Annotated in this window: 11 protein-coding genes; 5 read left to right on the top strand and 6 right to left on the bottom strand. The window is 57.8% G+C overall.

The window, feature by feature from the left end; all coding sequences use genetic code 11:
* Positions 1 to 47: 47 nt before the first annotated feature.
* Complete coding sequence (gene msrA / locus AC1965_RS00395; RefSeq protein WP_483885335.1) at positions 48 to 713, top strand: peptide-methionine (S)-S-oxide reductase MsrA; 666 nt, start codon at positions 48 to 50, stop codon at positions 711 to 713.
* Here the strand turns inward: msrA and AC1965_RS00390 are convergent.
* The 3 genes from AC1965_RS00390 to AC1965_RS00380 all read right to left on the bottom strand — a co-directional run bounded on the left by AC1965_RS00390 (position 707) and on the right by AC1965_RS00380 (position 5,646).
* Entirely contained in the window at positions 707 to 1,582 is an 876-nt protein-coding gene (locus AC1965_RS00390) for a ribokinase (RefSeq protein ID WP_483885334.1), read from the bottom strand. The genes msrA and AC1965_RS00390 overlap by 7 nt on opposite strands.
* Complete coding sequence (locus AC1965_RS00385) at positions 1,582 to 3,840, bottom strand: NADP-dependent malic enzyme (RefSeq protein WP_483885333.1); 2,259 nt, start codon at positions 3,838 to 3,840, stop codon at positions 1,582 to 1,584. The genes AC1965_RS00390 and AC1965_RS00385 overlap by 1 nt, the downstream gene beginning before the upstream one ends.
* Before the next feature lie 75 nt (positions 3,841 to 3,915).
* Positions 3,916 to 5,646 (bottom strand): glycosyltransferase family 61 protein, encoded by a 1,731-nt coding sequence (locus AC1965_RS00380; RefSeq protein ID WP_483885332.1) that lies wholly within the window; start codon positions 5,644 to 5,646, stop codon positions 3,916 to 3,918.
* Between the two features lie 160 nt (positions 5,647 to 5,806).
* Here AC1965_RS00380 and mutS point away from each other — a divergent pair, with 160 nt between their 5' ends.
* Positions 5,807 to 8,428, top strand: coding sequence for a DNA mismatch repair protein MutS (gene mutS, locus AC1965_RS00375; RefSeq protein ID WP_483887086.1), 2,622 nt, complete (start codon positions 5,807 to 5,809; stop codon positions 8,426 to 8,428).
* Positions 8,429 to 8,494: 66 nt separating this feature from the next.
* Here the strand turns inward: mutS and AC1965_RS00370 are convergent, their stop codons facing one another.
* Both AC1965_RS00370 and hrcA read right to left on the bottom strand, forming a co-directional pair.
* Entirely contained in the window at positions 8,495 to 9,058 is a 564-nt protein-coding gene (locus AC1965_RS00370; RefSeq protein WP_483885331.1) for a nucleotide exchange factor GrpE, read from the bottom strand.
* A gap of 9 nt (positions 9,059 to 9,067) precedes the next feature.
* Positions 9,068 to 10,132, bottom strand: coding sequence for a heat-inducible transcriptional repressor HrcA (gene hrcA / locus AC1965_RS00365; RefSeq protein ID WP_483885330.1), 1,065 nt, complete (start codon positions 10,130 to 10,132; stop codon positions 9,068 to 9,070).
* 110 nt (positions 10,133 to 10,242) lie between these two features.
* Here hrcA and rph point away from each other — a divergent pair, with 110 nt between their 5' ends.
* Genes rph through hemW form a run of 3 tightly spaced genes read left to right on the top strand, consistent with a single transcriptional unit; the run spans position 10,243 to position 12,711 of the window.
* A complete protein-coding gene (rph, locus tag AC1965_RS00360) occupies positions 10,243 to 10,956 on the top strand; it encodes a ribonuclease PH (protein ID WP_483885329.1) in 714 nt (237 codons plus the stop codon).
* The gene (rdgB, locus tag AC1965_RS00355) at positions 10,953 to 11,564 is read left to right on the top strand and encodes an RdgB/HAM1 family non-canonical purine NTP pyrophosphatase (protein WP_483885328.1); all 612 of its coding nucleotides are present in this window, start codon (positions 10,953 to 10,955) and stop codon (positions 11,562 to 11,564) included. Before rph ends, rdgB begins: the two co-directional genes overlap by 4 nt.
* Positions 11,557 to 12,711, top strand: coding sequence for a radical SAM family heme chaperone HemW (hemW, locus tag AC1965_RS00350; protein ID WP_483885327.1), 1,155 nt, complete (start codon positions 11,557 to 11,559; stop codon positions 12,709 to 12,711). Before rdgB ends, hemW begins: the two co-directional genes overlap by 8 nt.
* On the opposite strand, the gene AC1965_RS00345 is transcribed toward hemW, so the two are convergent.
* Positions 12,708 to 13,607, bottom strand: a complete 900-nt coding sequence (locus AC1965_RS00345) for a ParB/RepB/Spo0J family partition protein (protein WP_483885326.1) — start codon at positions 13,605 to 13,607, stop codon at positions 12,708 to 12,710. The two genes, hemW and AC1965_RS00345, sit on opposite strands and share 4 nt — an antisense overlap.
* Positions 13,608 to 13,613 lie beyond the last annotated feature (6 nt).

Here is a 13,613-nt window from a genome sequence, read left to right as displayed (position 1 = left end):
CCCTATCTTCTTTCCCAAGGCAGCAATGTCACCAAGGGGGACGACATATGATCCATTTTTCCACTGTTAAGACTGCTGTCCTGTCACTGTCGATTGCGATCGGTTTGCTGGCGCAGGTCAGTGCCGCGCGCGCCGGTGTCACGGAAACGCTAACTGTTGCCGGCGGGTGTTTCTGGTGCGTCGAATCCGATTTCGAGTCTGTCAAAGGGGTCAAGGAAGCCGTATCCGGCTTTGCGGGCGGCACCACCAAAAACCCGACCTACAAACAGGTGACCGCAGGCGGCACCGGCCATTTTGAGGCCGTACAAATCAGCTTTGACCCCACTGTGGTCAGCCGTGATACCCTGCTTAACCTGTTCTTTCGTTCGGTAGACCCTACCGACGCGGGCGGGCAGTTTTGTGACCGTGGCGCCAGCTATCGCACCGCGATTTTTGCAGGTAGCGCGGCCCAAAAATCCGCTGCTGAAACAGCCAAAGCAGAGGCCCAGACCGCACTTGGACAAAACGTGGTGACCCCAATCCTGGGCAAGACCCGCTTTTATCCTGCCGAAGCCTATCATCAGGACTATTACAAGAGCGACGAGCGTTTGGCCTTTAGTAGCGTCGGTGTCGGCGTGAAAAAGTCAGAGGCGTACAAACGCTATCGCAAGGGCTGCGGTCGCGATGCGCGTGTGAAACAGCTTTGGGGCAATGACGCGCCCTTTGCTCACTGAGTGAAATCATGATCCTGGATTTCCTTGAGGTCCGGGATCACGTCTGCCGTGCCCAACCGCGTCACCATCAGCGCCCCGGCACGCAATGCCAGATCAATGGCATCAAGCATCGGCATCCCGCGATCCAACCCCGCAACAAGATACCCGGTGAAGGTGTCACCGGCCCCGGTGGTATCGACCGGTGTCACCGTATAGGCCGGTAGATCATGGCTGATTTTACCCGTGTTAGAGACCCATTTGCAGCCATCCGCGCCCAGCGTCACAACGATATCGTCAATTGGAAGATCGGCCAAATCTCGCCCCGTCGCCGCGCGCAGCTGCTCGGCTTCGATGGCATTCAGAACCAACAGATCAATATCGTCCATGATGGCACTGACCGCATCGGGATCAAAAGGCGCGGCAGCATAGGCCAACCGCAGGCCCAGCGCCTTGGCCGTTTTGGCCGCATACACCTGCCCATTGGTTTCGTTCTGCATCAAAAGCGTGTCGCCCGGTGACGCCTCTGTAATCGCGGCGCCGATCATTTCGTCGGTGATTTGGTGGTTCACCCCGGCAAACAGCACGATGTTGTTTTCACCCGCAGCATCCACCGCGATGTTTGCGTGGCCTGTTGGCCCCTCCATCAGCGTGATGTGCGGCGTTTCAACGCCGTATTCCAGCAGTCGCTGCAACCCCCAAGCCCCATCCGCGCCCAGCGCACCAATGTGCATGACCCGCGCCCCTGCCCGTGCGATGGCGACCGACATATTGGCCCCCTTACCACCCAGCCCCTGTCGAAAATCCAAGGCAGAAATGGTTTCACCGGGGCCGGGCAGATGCGACAATTGATAAAAGTTATCCGCGTTGATCGACCCCAGGTTCCAGATCATCAGCCCACCTTGCAGGCTGCAAGAATGGCCATGTTTAGGATGTCATTCGCCGTCGAGGTCGATGAACATATCTGGATAGATTTATCCAGCCCGGTCAAAATCGGCCCGATCACCGTTGCCCCCGCCATTTCCTGCATCAGTTTGACGGAAATACTGGCCGAATGGCGCGCAGGCACGACAAGGATATTGGCAGGCCCGGTCAGGCGCGAGAACGGATAGTTCGCCTGACTGGCAGCGTTCAATGCCACGTCAACGGTCATCTCGCCTTCGTATTCAAAATCGACGCCGCGCCTGTCGAGAACTTCGGGCGCGAGATGCATCTTTTCTGCCCGCTCCGACACTGGATAGCCGAATGTCGAAAAGCTGACAAAGGCGACCCGCGGCTCGAGCCCCATATGCCGCGCCACACGTGCGCTGCTTTCTGCGATATTTGCCAGGTCATTTTCATCGGGCCATTCATGCACCAGCGTATCCGCGATAAACACGATCCGCCCTTTGTGAAGCAATGCTGTAATGCCCGCCGCGCCATGTTCGGCATCGGCGTTAAAGACATGGTTCAACCGCTCCAACACATGCGCCGATTTGCGTGTTGCACCGGTGACCAACCCGTCGCCGTGCCCGTGCTCCAGCATCAATGCCGCAAAAACATGCCGATCCCGCGAAGCAAGGCGGTGGATGTCCTTCCGGTCGAACCCCTTGCGCTGCAAACGCTCATACAAAAACTCTTTGTACACCTCCAAGTGCTGCGTATTGGCGGCGTTCACCACCTCCAGCTCGCGCACCGCATCCTCCATGCCGCTGATTTCCAGCTTGGCGCGCACGTCGTCTTCGCGGCCCACAACCAGCGCCTTTCCCAGACCGGCGCGCTGATACATCACCGCAGCACGCAGTACCTTGGGGTCGTCGCCCTCGGCAAATATCATGCGCGCCTGATTGGCCCGCGCGCGGGCGTTGATACCGCGCAGGATGTTCGCCGTCGGGTCCATCCGTGACTTCAGGCTCAACTCGTATGCGTCCATGTCGATGATGGGGCGCCGCGCCGCACCAGTGTCCATCCCCGCGCGCGCCACGGCCGGCGGGATGCGGTGGATCAAACGCGGGTCGAAAGGTGTCGGAATGATGTAATCGCGCCCAAAGGTCAGTGTCTTGCCATAGGCCAGCGCCACCTCGTCCGGCACGTCTTCGCGGGCAAGCTTTGCCAGTGCATGAGCGCAGGCGATTTTCATCTCGTCGTTGATGGCGCGGGCGTGGATATCCAGCGCCCCCCGAAAGAGATAGGGAAAGCCCAAAACATTATTCACCTGATTGGGATAATCGCTGCGCCCCGTAGCGACAATCGCATCCACGCGCACTTCATGGGCTTCTTCGGGTGTGATTTCTGGATCAGGGTTGGCCATCGCAAAGATCACCGGGTTATCAGCCATCGAGACAACCATGTCAGGCGTCACGGCGCCCTTGGCAGAAACGCCCAGGAACACATCCGCCCCCCGCATCGCCTCTTCGAGGCTACGCAGTTCGGTATTGGCAGCATGAGCCGATTTCCACTGGTTCATGCCTTCGGTGCGGCCCTGATAAATCACGCCCTTGGTGTCACACATGATGCAATTGTCATGACGCGCGCCCATGGATTTCAACAGTTCCAGACAGGCAATGCCTGCCGCCCCGGCACCGTTCAGCACGATGCGCACATCTTCAATTTTCTTGCCCGACAGATGCAGCGCGTTGATCAGCCCTGCCGCACAGATCACCGCCGTACCGTGCTGATCGTCGTGAAAGACGGGGATATCCATCTCCTCTTTCAGACGTTGTTCGATGATGAAACATTCCGGTGCCTTGATGTCCTCAAGGTTGATGCCGCCAAAAGTCGGGCCCATGAGTTTCACGGCATTGATAAAGGCTTCGGTGTCTTCTGTGTCCAACTCGATATCAATCGAATTCACATCTGCAAAACGCTTGAACAGAACCGCCTTGCCTTCCATCACCGGCTTGGAAGCCAGCGCCCCCAAATTGCCCAGGCCCAGCACCGCGGTCCCGTTGGAAATTACCGCAACCAGATTGCCCTTGTTGGTGTAGTCATAAGCTGTCTCTGGGTTCGCCGCGATCGCCTCGCACGGGACGGCCACACCGGGCGAATAGGCCAGCGACAAATCCCGCTGCGTGGTCATCGGAACCGTTGCGGAAATCTCAAACTTGCCCGGCGTTGGCTCAAGGTGAAAGGCAAGCGCCTCTTCAGAGGTGATACGGTTCTTTCTCGTCACGGGATGCGGCCCTTCCTGCTGTTTGCCCAAGTCATAGCTAGGAACGCGCAGCGGTACAATCGGCCAACGGGATCATCACACGACGTAGCGGACCCATTCATGGTTGGACACAAATGCATCGTGCCGCTCTGGGAAATCGGCCTGCAACCGCGTCAGCGCCCAGCGGATAACCTGAGGCCGCTTGCAACGATTGGCGCACCAGATCATTCGGATCAGCGTCTGCCAGCGCTTCCTGTCGGCCTTATACGCGCGGTCCAGCGCCACCAGTTCCGACTTCGGCTCGTCCAGTTCCTTGTGGCAATCGGCCTTGAGCAGGCAAAGGTCGACGCTCCACATGCATAATTTATCATGCTGCGCCAACAGCGCTTCGGCCTGCGCAAAGGCACGGACCTGAAACAATTGGCGCGCGAGAACCAGCAAATCATCAACGCGGGGCAGGTCCGGCACATGGCCCAAAAGGGTTACGACAAATCCCATGATCTGCCCAACTGCGCCCGCAGACATCGCAACCGGCACAATACCATCCTTGGAAAAATTCGGCTCGACCAGCGGGTCAGCCTGGTTGAAATCCGCAAAAAAACTGATGTATCGACATTGCGATACATGGGCGTGTTGCCAAAAATCTCCCCAGCGAAACTGCGCAGTCTGCAAGGTGCCGACTTCGATCAGATAGGCATCCGGGTTGGCGAAGATCATATTGGCAAAGCCGGCCCCATGATAGGAAACCATCATCTCTGCATTGGCCATGATCGCCACCTGCTCGGCCGGGCTGAGGCTTTCGAACACCACATATTCAAACCCGAACATCTGAAGATGCTCGAACAGCAAATCCTCGCCCTGCACCACCCGCGACCGACTATGCCGCGTATCGCGCCCAACGAAAAAGCGGCGGGGCAAATGGGTGAAATCCTGCCCTTGGATGGCGCGCAACCCACGCTCGCGCAAGGCGATCAGACTGCTGCTGACGGCGTTTGCCGCCAACATACCTTGCGCCGAAACGCGGGCTTCGCGACCCTTCCATATGTGGTTGGATGGGGCCAGCGCATCCAGCCCCGCCACGACGGCGTCAGGTGCCTGAAATATCCCGCCCAACAAATCAAAAGCGGTCAGCACTTTTTCATAGTCTTTCGGCGTCCGTTCGAACACCACCCGATCCGCCAGATCAGGAAACAATGCATCGACAAATGCCCGTGCGAAGGGCCTGCGCTTCTCCTCGGCGTTGGGAAAATGAAAAAAGATTGGCCCGCGATGACCCAGATCATCCAGCAAGCAAAGTTGTGACAGCGATTCCGTCACGAAATGAAAATAGTTGAACGTATTGCGACACTCGATCGCAAAGGGCAGATCGGGGTCAAACAGCTCTGCCGCCAAGGGCAGATCAGCTTCGGTATTGGCCATCTGGCATGCTTCGAAATAGGCCACCAGATCCGCCTCGGGGTCTTTGCCCTCGCCTTCGTTTTCCCAGCGATAGCTGTTTAGACTGCGCACGCCTGCGGCCCCGCTCAACAGCAACCGATCCTGCGCCATCACAAAGGACTTGCGAAAACCGGCCTCGTGCAACAGCACGGGCACCGAATTGAATTCAAGCGCTTGCGCAAAGCACCGGTGCTTTTTTGTCACCGCGAGAAAACTGGTTATCTTGTCATGGATCGCCACATGTGCGCTGACGGAGAACCCTTCGATCAGGGCGGGCGCGATAGGGCGCCAATAGAATTCAGGACGGCGCAGTAGGGCGATACCCTCATCCTGCCAGGGGTTCAGAAAAACTGCTTCTGGCGGCAGCGAAAGGTCAATCTTGTTCCGCAAGGGTGACAGCGCTTTCCTGTGGTGATGACGGATGTTACCCCACTTGTATCACATCATGGCAAACCGTCTATTGCGTTCACCCCTTTCCCTGCAGCGGGGGGTTTTGTAGGGTCCGGTCTGCAACAGGGGGCAGTCGGTGCAGACAGAAAAAGTCACGCCAATGATGGCGCAATATCTCGACCTAAAGGCAGACTATGCAGACGCCCTGCTGTTCTACCGAATGGGCGATTTTTACGAGATGTTCTTTGACGATGCCGTGGCCGCGGCAGAAGCGCTGGATATTGCCCTGACCAAACGCGGCAAGCACCAAGGTGACGACATCCCAATGTGCGGCGTTCCCGTACATGCCGCCGAGGGCTATCTGCTGACCCTGATCCGCAAGGGGTTTCGCGTTGCCGTTTGCGAACAGATGGAAAGCCCGGCAGAGGCCAAGAAACGCGGTCATAAATCCGTGGTCAAACGCGATGTTGTCCGCCTTGTAACGCCCGGCACATTGACCGAGGAATCGCTGCTTGACGCGCGCCGCCACAACTACCTCGCTGCCTTTGCTGACGTGCGCGATGCCACTGCGCTGGCATGGGTGGACATATCAACTGGTGCCTTTCACGTTATGCCTCTGACGCCGGTGCGGCTTGGCCCCGAGCTGGCGCGCCTAGCCCCGTCGGAACTGATCGTATCCGAGACAAAAGAAGCCGAATTAGGCCAGTTAGTCTCTGAATTTGGCATCGCCTTGACGGGGCTAGGTCGCGCTGCATTTGACAGCACCAGCGCAGAGAAACGCATCTGCGACCTGTTCGACATCGCAACACTTGAGGCTTTTGGCACGTTTACCCGAGCCGAGGTGTCGGCCATGGGCGCGCTGATCGAGTATCTGACGATCACTCAAAAGGGCAAACTGCCCCTGCTGCGCCCGCCGCAAAAGGAGGCCGAAGCCCGCACCGTGCAAATCGACGCGGCCACGCGCCGCAATCTCGAATTGACCCACAGCCTCAACGGCGGGCGCGCCGGATCTTTGCTGTCGATCATGGACCGTACGGTTACCGCCGGCGGCGGACGTCTGCTAGAGCGCAGCATTTCAAGTCCCTCTCGCGTCCTCGATGTCGTGACAGACCGCGCCGATGCAGTTACTTTTTCTTTTGATAACAACCGCTTGCGTCAGGATATACGAGACCGCCTGCGCAATGTTGCCGATCTGGACCGCGCGTTGTCGCGCCTATCGCTCGACCGCGGCGGCCCCCGCGATCTGGCCGCGATCCGCAACGGTCTAAGCGAAGCGGCACTTTTGCACGGCGCCCTGACCCAACACGACCTTCCCCCCTACCTGAAAGACGCCGCTGACGGGTTGCAAGGGCATGACACGCTGATCGACCTTCTGGATCATGCGCTTGTTGCTGAACCGGCCCTGTTGGTACGCGACGGAGGCTTTATCGCGCCGGGCTATGACGACGACCTGGACAGTGCGAGACAATTGCGGGACGAAGGCCGCAGTGTGATCGCACGGATGCAGCAGGAATTTGTCACTCAGACGGGTATTTCCGCGCTCAAGATCAAGCACAACAATGTCTTGGGCTATTTCATCGAGACCACCGCCACGCACGCTGAAAAAATGCTGTCGCCACCACTGTCCGAAACATTCATCCACCGACAAACCACGGCCAATCAGGTGCGCTTTACCACAGTTGAACTGTCCGAGTTGGAAACGCGTATCCTGAATGCAGGCAACCACGCGCAAGAGATCGAAAAGCGGCTCTATGAAAGCCTAAAAGGCGCGGTACTCGATCACGCAGCCGAGATTGGCGTTGCCTCTGCCGGGCTTGCACGGATTGATATGGCCACCGCACTCGCCGATCTGGCGCAGACTGAAAACTGGGTCCGCCCCAGGGTCGACAACAGCCGCGCCTTTGCGATCCACGGCGGCCGCCACCCCGTCGTCGAACGCGCGCTGGCACAACAATCCGGCGAGCCGTTTATCGCCAACGATTGCGATTTGAGTGCGGACGAAAAAAGCGCCAATATCTGGCTGCTGACTGGCCCGAACATGGCCGGTAAATCAACGTTCCTACGCCAGAACGCTCTGATCGCCTTGATGGCCCAGATCGGCAGCTACGTACCTGCGAGTTCGGCCCACATCGGTATGATCAGCCAGTTGTTCAGCCGCGTTGGTGCGTCCGACGATCTGGCACGGGGCCGCTCTACATTTATGGTCGAAATGGTCGAAACCGCTGCAATTCTCAATCAGGCCGACGATCGCGCGTTGATCATCCTCGACGAGATTGGCCGCGGGACAGCGACCTATGACGGGCTTAGCATCGCCTGGGCAACACTGGAACATCTGCACGACGTGAACCGCAGCCGCGCCCTGTTTGCCACGCATTATCACGAAATGACCGCGCTGGCCGGCAAGCTGCCGGGCGTCGACAATGCCACTGTTGCGGTCAAGGAATGGGAAGGCGAGGTTGTGTTCCTGCACGAAGTCCGCAAAGGCGCCGCAGACAGATCATACGGGGTGCAGGTCGCCCAACTCGCCGGCCTGCCCGCTGCCGTGATCGCGCGCGCGCGCGTGGTCCTCGAAGCGCTGGAAAAAGGCGAACGCGAAGGCGGCGCCACGCAGAAAACACTGATCGACGACTTGCCGTTGTTCTCGGTCAGTCCAGCGCCCCCACCAAAACCCACCAAAGCCTCGGCGGTAGAAGAACGCCTGAAAGAGATCATCCCCGACGAGCTGACTCCACGCGAAGCGCTCGATCTGATCTATAAACTAAAAGAGGCGGCCAAAACCTGACCGCCCCCTTCTTAACCTTGCTAAAATGGCTCTCGCCGTAGGCTCACGCCGTCAGCGCCGCACGCCTTAGCTTGCGGGCATGGACGATACGCCAACCTGCGCGGGGCGCAGCAAACGGTCGTGCAGCATGAACCCCTCGGCGGCAACCTGAATAATCTCGCCGGCTTTGGTCCCTGGCACCGGTGCCTCGAACATGGCTTGATGGTGCTGCGGATCGAACTTGTCGCCAACCTCTGGCGCGATCACATCAATCCCGTGTTTTTTGAACACGCTCAGCAATTCACGCATTGTCAGCTCGACACCCTCTAGCAACGGGCCGGAAACGCCGCGCTGCTCTTCGGTGGCGGCCTCCAAGGCGCGCTTCATGTTGTCGTAAACAGGCAACATATCGCGGGCAAGCTTGGACCCGCCATAATTCTCGGCCTCGCGACGATCCTTGTCAGACCGCTTGCGCGCATTCTCAGCATCGGCAAGTGCACGCATGAAGCGGTCGCGCAACTGGTCACGCTCTGCGCGCAACTCGTCCAGCTCCAACGCCTCATCGTCAATCTCTGCCATCTCTTCTGCGTATTCTTCGGCTTCGGCGCCGTCGATATCGTCAAGAAATTCGTTTTCCTTAGACTCTGCCATCTTCCACCTCTAGTTCCGGTCGGAAATCAGCTTTCCCACCAGTTGTGCCGTGTAATTCACAATCGGCACGATACGTCCATAATTCAGGCGGGTCGGGCCAATGACACCCACGGCTCCGATCACCTTACGATCAGCGTTCATATAAGGGGAAACCACCAGAGAGGAACCCGAAAGTGAGAAAAGTTTGTTCTCAGAGCCAATAAAAATGCGCACACCCTCACCTCCCTCGGCCAGTTCGAGGAATTCGGCGATGTCCCGCTTACGCTCCAGATCGTCAAACAGACTGCGGATGCGCGCCAGATCTTCGGCCTCGCCCTCACCGCCCAGCAGGTTTGACCGTCCCCGCACAATCAAACGTTCGGTGCTTTCGTCGTTGCCCCCCCAAAGAGCCAGACCACTTTCAACCAGCTGCTGTGCCAGAATGTCGATTTCCTGACGCCGCTTGGCAATTTCATGGGCAATACCGCGCTGCAACTCGCTGATGGTCTTGCCTTCGACGAGGGCATTCAGAAAATTCGCTGCTTCGCGCATCGAACTGGGTGTCTGCCCGGCCGGCGGTGTAAACAGGCGGTTTTCAACATGCCCATCCGAAAACACCAATACGACCAGCGCCCGGTCTTGGGAAAGTGACACAAATTCAATGTGTTTGATCGGCGCCTCATGTTTCGGCGTCAAAACCAGCGATGCGCCGTGGGTCACACCCGAAAGCGCCGACCCGATCCGATCCAGCAATCCACCCACATCCGCGGCATTATCGCCCAGTGTCGCGTCGATCTTTTCGCGATCCAGGTCCGACGGATCGCCAATTTCGATCATGCCGTCAACGAACATCCGCAGGCCCAATTGCGTCGGAATACGCCCGGCGCTGACGTGTGGGCTGTCGAGCAGGCCAAGATATTCCAGATCTTGCATCACATTTCGGATCGTCGCTGCCGATACCTTTTCGCTGAAATCTCGCGTCAGCGTGCGTGACCCCACCGGATCACCATTCGCAAGATAGCCTTCAACCACCCGCCGAAACACCTCGCGCGAGCGGTCATTCATGTCTTTCAGCAGATCTGGCTTATTGCTCATGCGCTTCCTGTATCACGCCTACTAAAGGTACCCCACCTGCAAACGTCAATCGGGGTTGCATCAATGATGGCTAGGGCGGTATCCCCGGGCAACATCAAAAAGGATTTATCATGCGTCCCTCTGGCCGGAAACTCGATGAAATGCGCGCTGTTTCGATTGAAACGGGATTTACCAAACATGCCGAAGGCTCGGTACTGATCAAGGTGGGCGATACCCATGTGCTTTGTACCGCCACCATCGAAGACCGGGTGCCTCCCTTTATCAAGGGGTCGGGTCTGGGTTGGGTTACCGCTGAATACGGTATGCTACCGCGCGCCACCAATACCCGCATGCGCCGCGAAGCCGCTTCGGGCAAGCAAGGCGGTCGCACCGTTGAAATCCAACGCCTGATTGGCCGCGCCCTGCGCGCCGGCGTTGATCGTGTGGCGCTGGGTGAACGTCAGATCACCGTCGATTGTGACGTGTTGCAGGCTGACGGCGGCACCCGCTGCGCCTCCATCACTGGCGGCTGGATGGCCCTGCGCCTTGCCGTGAACAAGCTGATGAAAGCCGGCGATGTCATTTCTGATCCGCTGGTTGATCCGGTCGCCGCGGTCAGCTGTGGCATCTACGCGGGCCAGGCCGTTCTTGACCTCGACTACCCCGAAGATTCAGAAGCGGGCGTTGATGGCAATTTCATCATGACCGGATCGGGCAAACTGATCGAAGTTCAAATGAGCGCCGAAGGGTCCACCTATTCTCGCGCACAGATGAACCAATTGATGGATCTCGCTGAAAAAGGCGTTAACGAACTGGTCGAAATCCAAAAGGCCGCCACCGCATGACACGCAAATTCACGGAAACCCGCATCCTTATTGCCACGCATAATGCCGGCAAGCTGGAAGAGATGGGCCAGCTATTCGCACCCCATGGGGTTTCCGTAGTTGGCGCGGCCGAGATGAGCCTACCAGAGCCGGATGAAACCGAAGACACATTTATCGGTAATGCCCGGATCAAGGCCCATGCAGCGGCACGCGCCACCGGCCTGCCTGCCCTTGCCGATGATTCCGGAATCGAAGTCGAAGCGCTGGACAACGCGCCCGGCGTCTACACCGCTGATTGGGCAGAAACTAAAAATGGCCGTGATTTTATCATGGCTATGACCAAGACCCATAGTTTGCTCGAAGAGAAATCCGCGCCACACCCCCGCCGCGCCCGATTTTGTGCCACGTTGGTGCTGGCCTGGCCTGATGGCCACGACGAAGTTTTTGCCGGCAAAGTAAACGGAACGCTGGTTTGGCCGATGCGCGGCAAGCAGGGGCATGGCTATGACCCGATGTTCCAGCCCGACGGGCACGATATCACGTTTGCCCAGATGGACGCCGATCAGAAAAACCGTATCAGCCACCGGGCAGATGCCTTTTCCAAACTGATTGCAGGCTGCTTTGGCTGAGGATTGGCAACAGGGCGGCTTTGGCCTCTACATCCACTGGCCGTTTTGCGAGGCAAAATGCCCCTATTGCGACTTTAACTCGCATGTCAGCCGCAGCATTGATCAATTGGCATGGCGCGATGCCTATCTGATCGAACTGAAACGCGCTGCCGCCGAAACGCCCGGCCGCGTGCTCAATGCGGTATTCTTTGGCGGCGGCACGCCCAGCTTGATGGACCCCGATGTCGTCGCCGACGTCATCGTCGCCATCCGCAGCCATTGGCCCACAGCGAATGATCTGGAAATCACGCTCGAAGCAAACCCCGGCTCGGTTGAGGCGGGCCGTTTTGCGGCCTACCGTCAGGCTGGTGTGTCACGTGTTTCGATGGGCATTCAGGCCCTCAATGATCCCGACCTCAAACGCTTGGGTCGCATTCATTCAGCTGACGAAGCTCTGGCGGCCTTTGATGTCGCGCGCAATGCCTTTGAACGGGTTAGTTTTGATCTAATCTATGGGCGTCAGAACCAGACAGCCGCCGAGTGGAAATCAGAGCTGAAACAGGCTCTATCCTTAGCTATAGACCATATATCACTCTATCAACTGACCATAGAAAGCGGCACCGCATTTGGCGATCGCTATGCCCGTGGCAAGCTGCGTGGCCTCCCGGACGAAGACCTGGGTGCGGACATGTTCAGCATGACCCAAGACATTTGTAACGACATGGGCATGCCTGCTTACGAGGTATCGAACCACGCCCGCGACGGCGCATCATCGCGGCACAATCTGATCTATTGGCGTTACGGCGATTACATCGGGATCGGGCCGGGCGCTCATGGGCGCCTCACGATTGACGACGAAAAATGGGCAACCGTGGCTTATAGCAATCCGCAGCGTTGGCTAGACGGCGTAAGCACCGGCGCCAGCGAAAAACCCCGCGCCCAGCTCTCGCGCGATGATCAGGCGACGGAATTCCTTTTGATGGGCCTACGCCTGCGCGAAGGGATCGACATGGACAGATATACCGCTCTAACCGGCAGAAATCTGTCCCCCGACGCTCTGTCACACCTCGATAATATCGGTATGGCAAAGGTCTTGGGAAACAGATTAGTCGTTACAGATCAGGGGGTTATGGTACTCAACGCAGTAATCGAGACCCTTTTGCCTTAACTGCCGCTTAGCAGCCGGCAAATCTCGTCCAATTGGTCCAGTGATGTATAATGCAGTGTCATTCGACCGGCTTCTTCACCTGTTTTATGGTCCAAAACGACCTTTAAACCCAGATTGGCCGACAGATCGCCCTCAAGCGCCACAGTGTCAGCATCCTTAGCTGAGCGCGACGAGAGAGGCTCCTTTTTAAACATATTATCTGGCTCAGGCGACTGCTCTTTCTTGACCAAAGCCTCAGTCGCGCGCACCGATAGCCCACCTTTCACAATCTGCTTCGCAAGTTTCAGTGGGTCTTCGGACGGGACAAGAGCGCGCGCATGGCCGGCGCTCAACTCACCAGCACGGATCATCTCCAGCACGGATTCGGGCAAGTTCAAAAGTCGTAGCAGGTTTGCAATATGGCTCCGGCTTTTTCCCAGCGCTTCGGCCATCTTTTCCTGAGTGTGTCCGAACTTATCCATCAATTGACGATAGCTGGCCGCCTCTTCAATCGCATTCAGATCCGCGCGCTGAATGTTTTCGATTATGGCAACTTCCAGCACTTCAACGTCAGTAAATTCACGCACGATTACAGGTAGCTTGTGCAGCTGCGCTATCTGGGCGGCACGCCAGCGGCGTTCACCAGCAACAATCTCGAAGTTCCCAGCCGGCATCGCACGTACAATCAGAGGCTGAATCACGCCCTTTTCCCGAATAGACGCGGCAAGGTCGTCAAGGTTGTCCTGATCGAATCGACGACGCGGCTGATCAGGATTCGGGACGATACGTTCAATCGGCACAAACCGCTCTGCGCCGCCGTCGGGCTGCGATTTCGGTGCTTCTGCCTCGGCAACGTCGGCCATCAATGCTGACAACCCGCGCCCCAACCCACGCTTGCGATCGTGTTTATCTGCCATTTTGCA

Source organism: Sulfitobacter sp. KMM 9851, from assembly GCF_057178245.1.
This window is presented reverse-complemented; position numbering and strand designations above follow the sequence as displayed.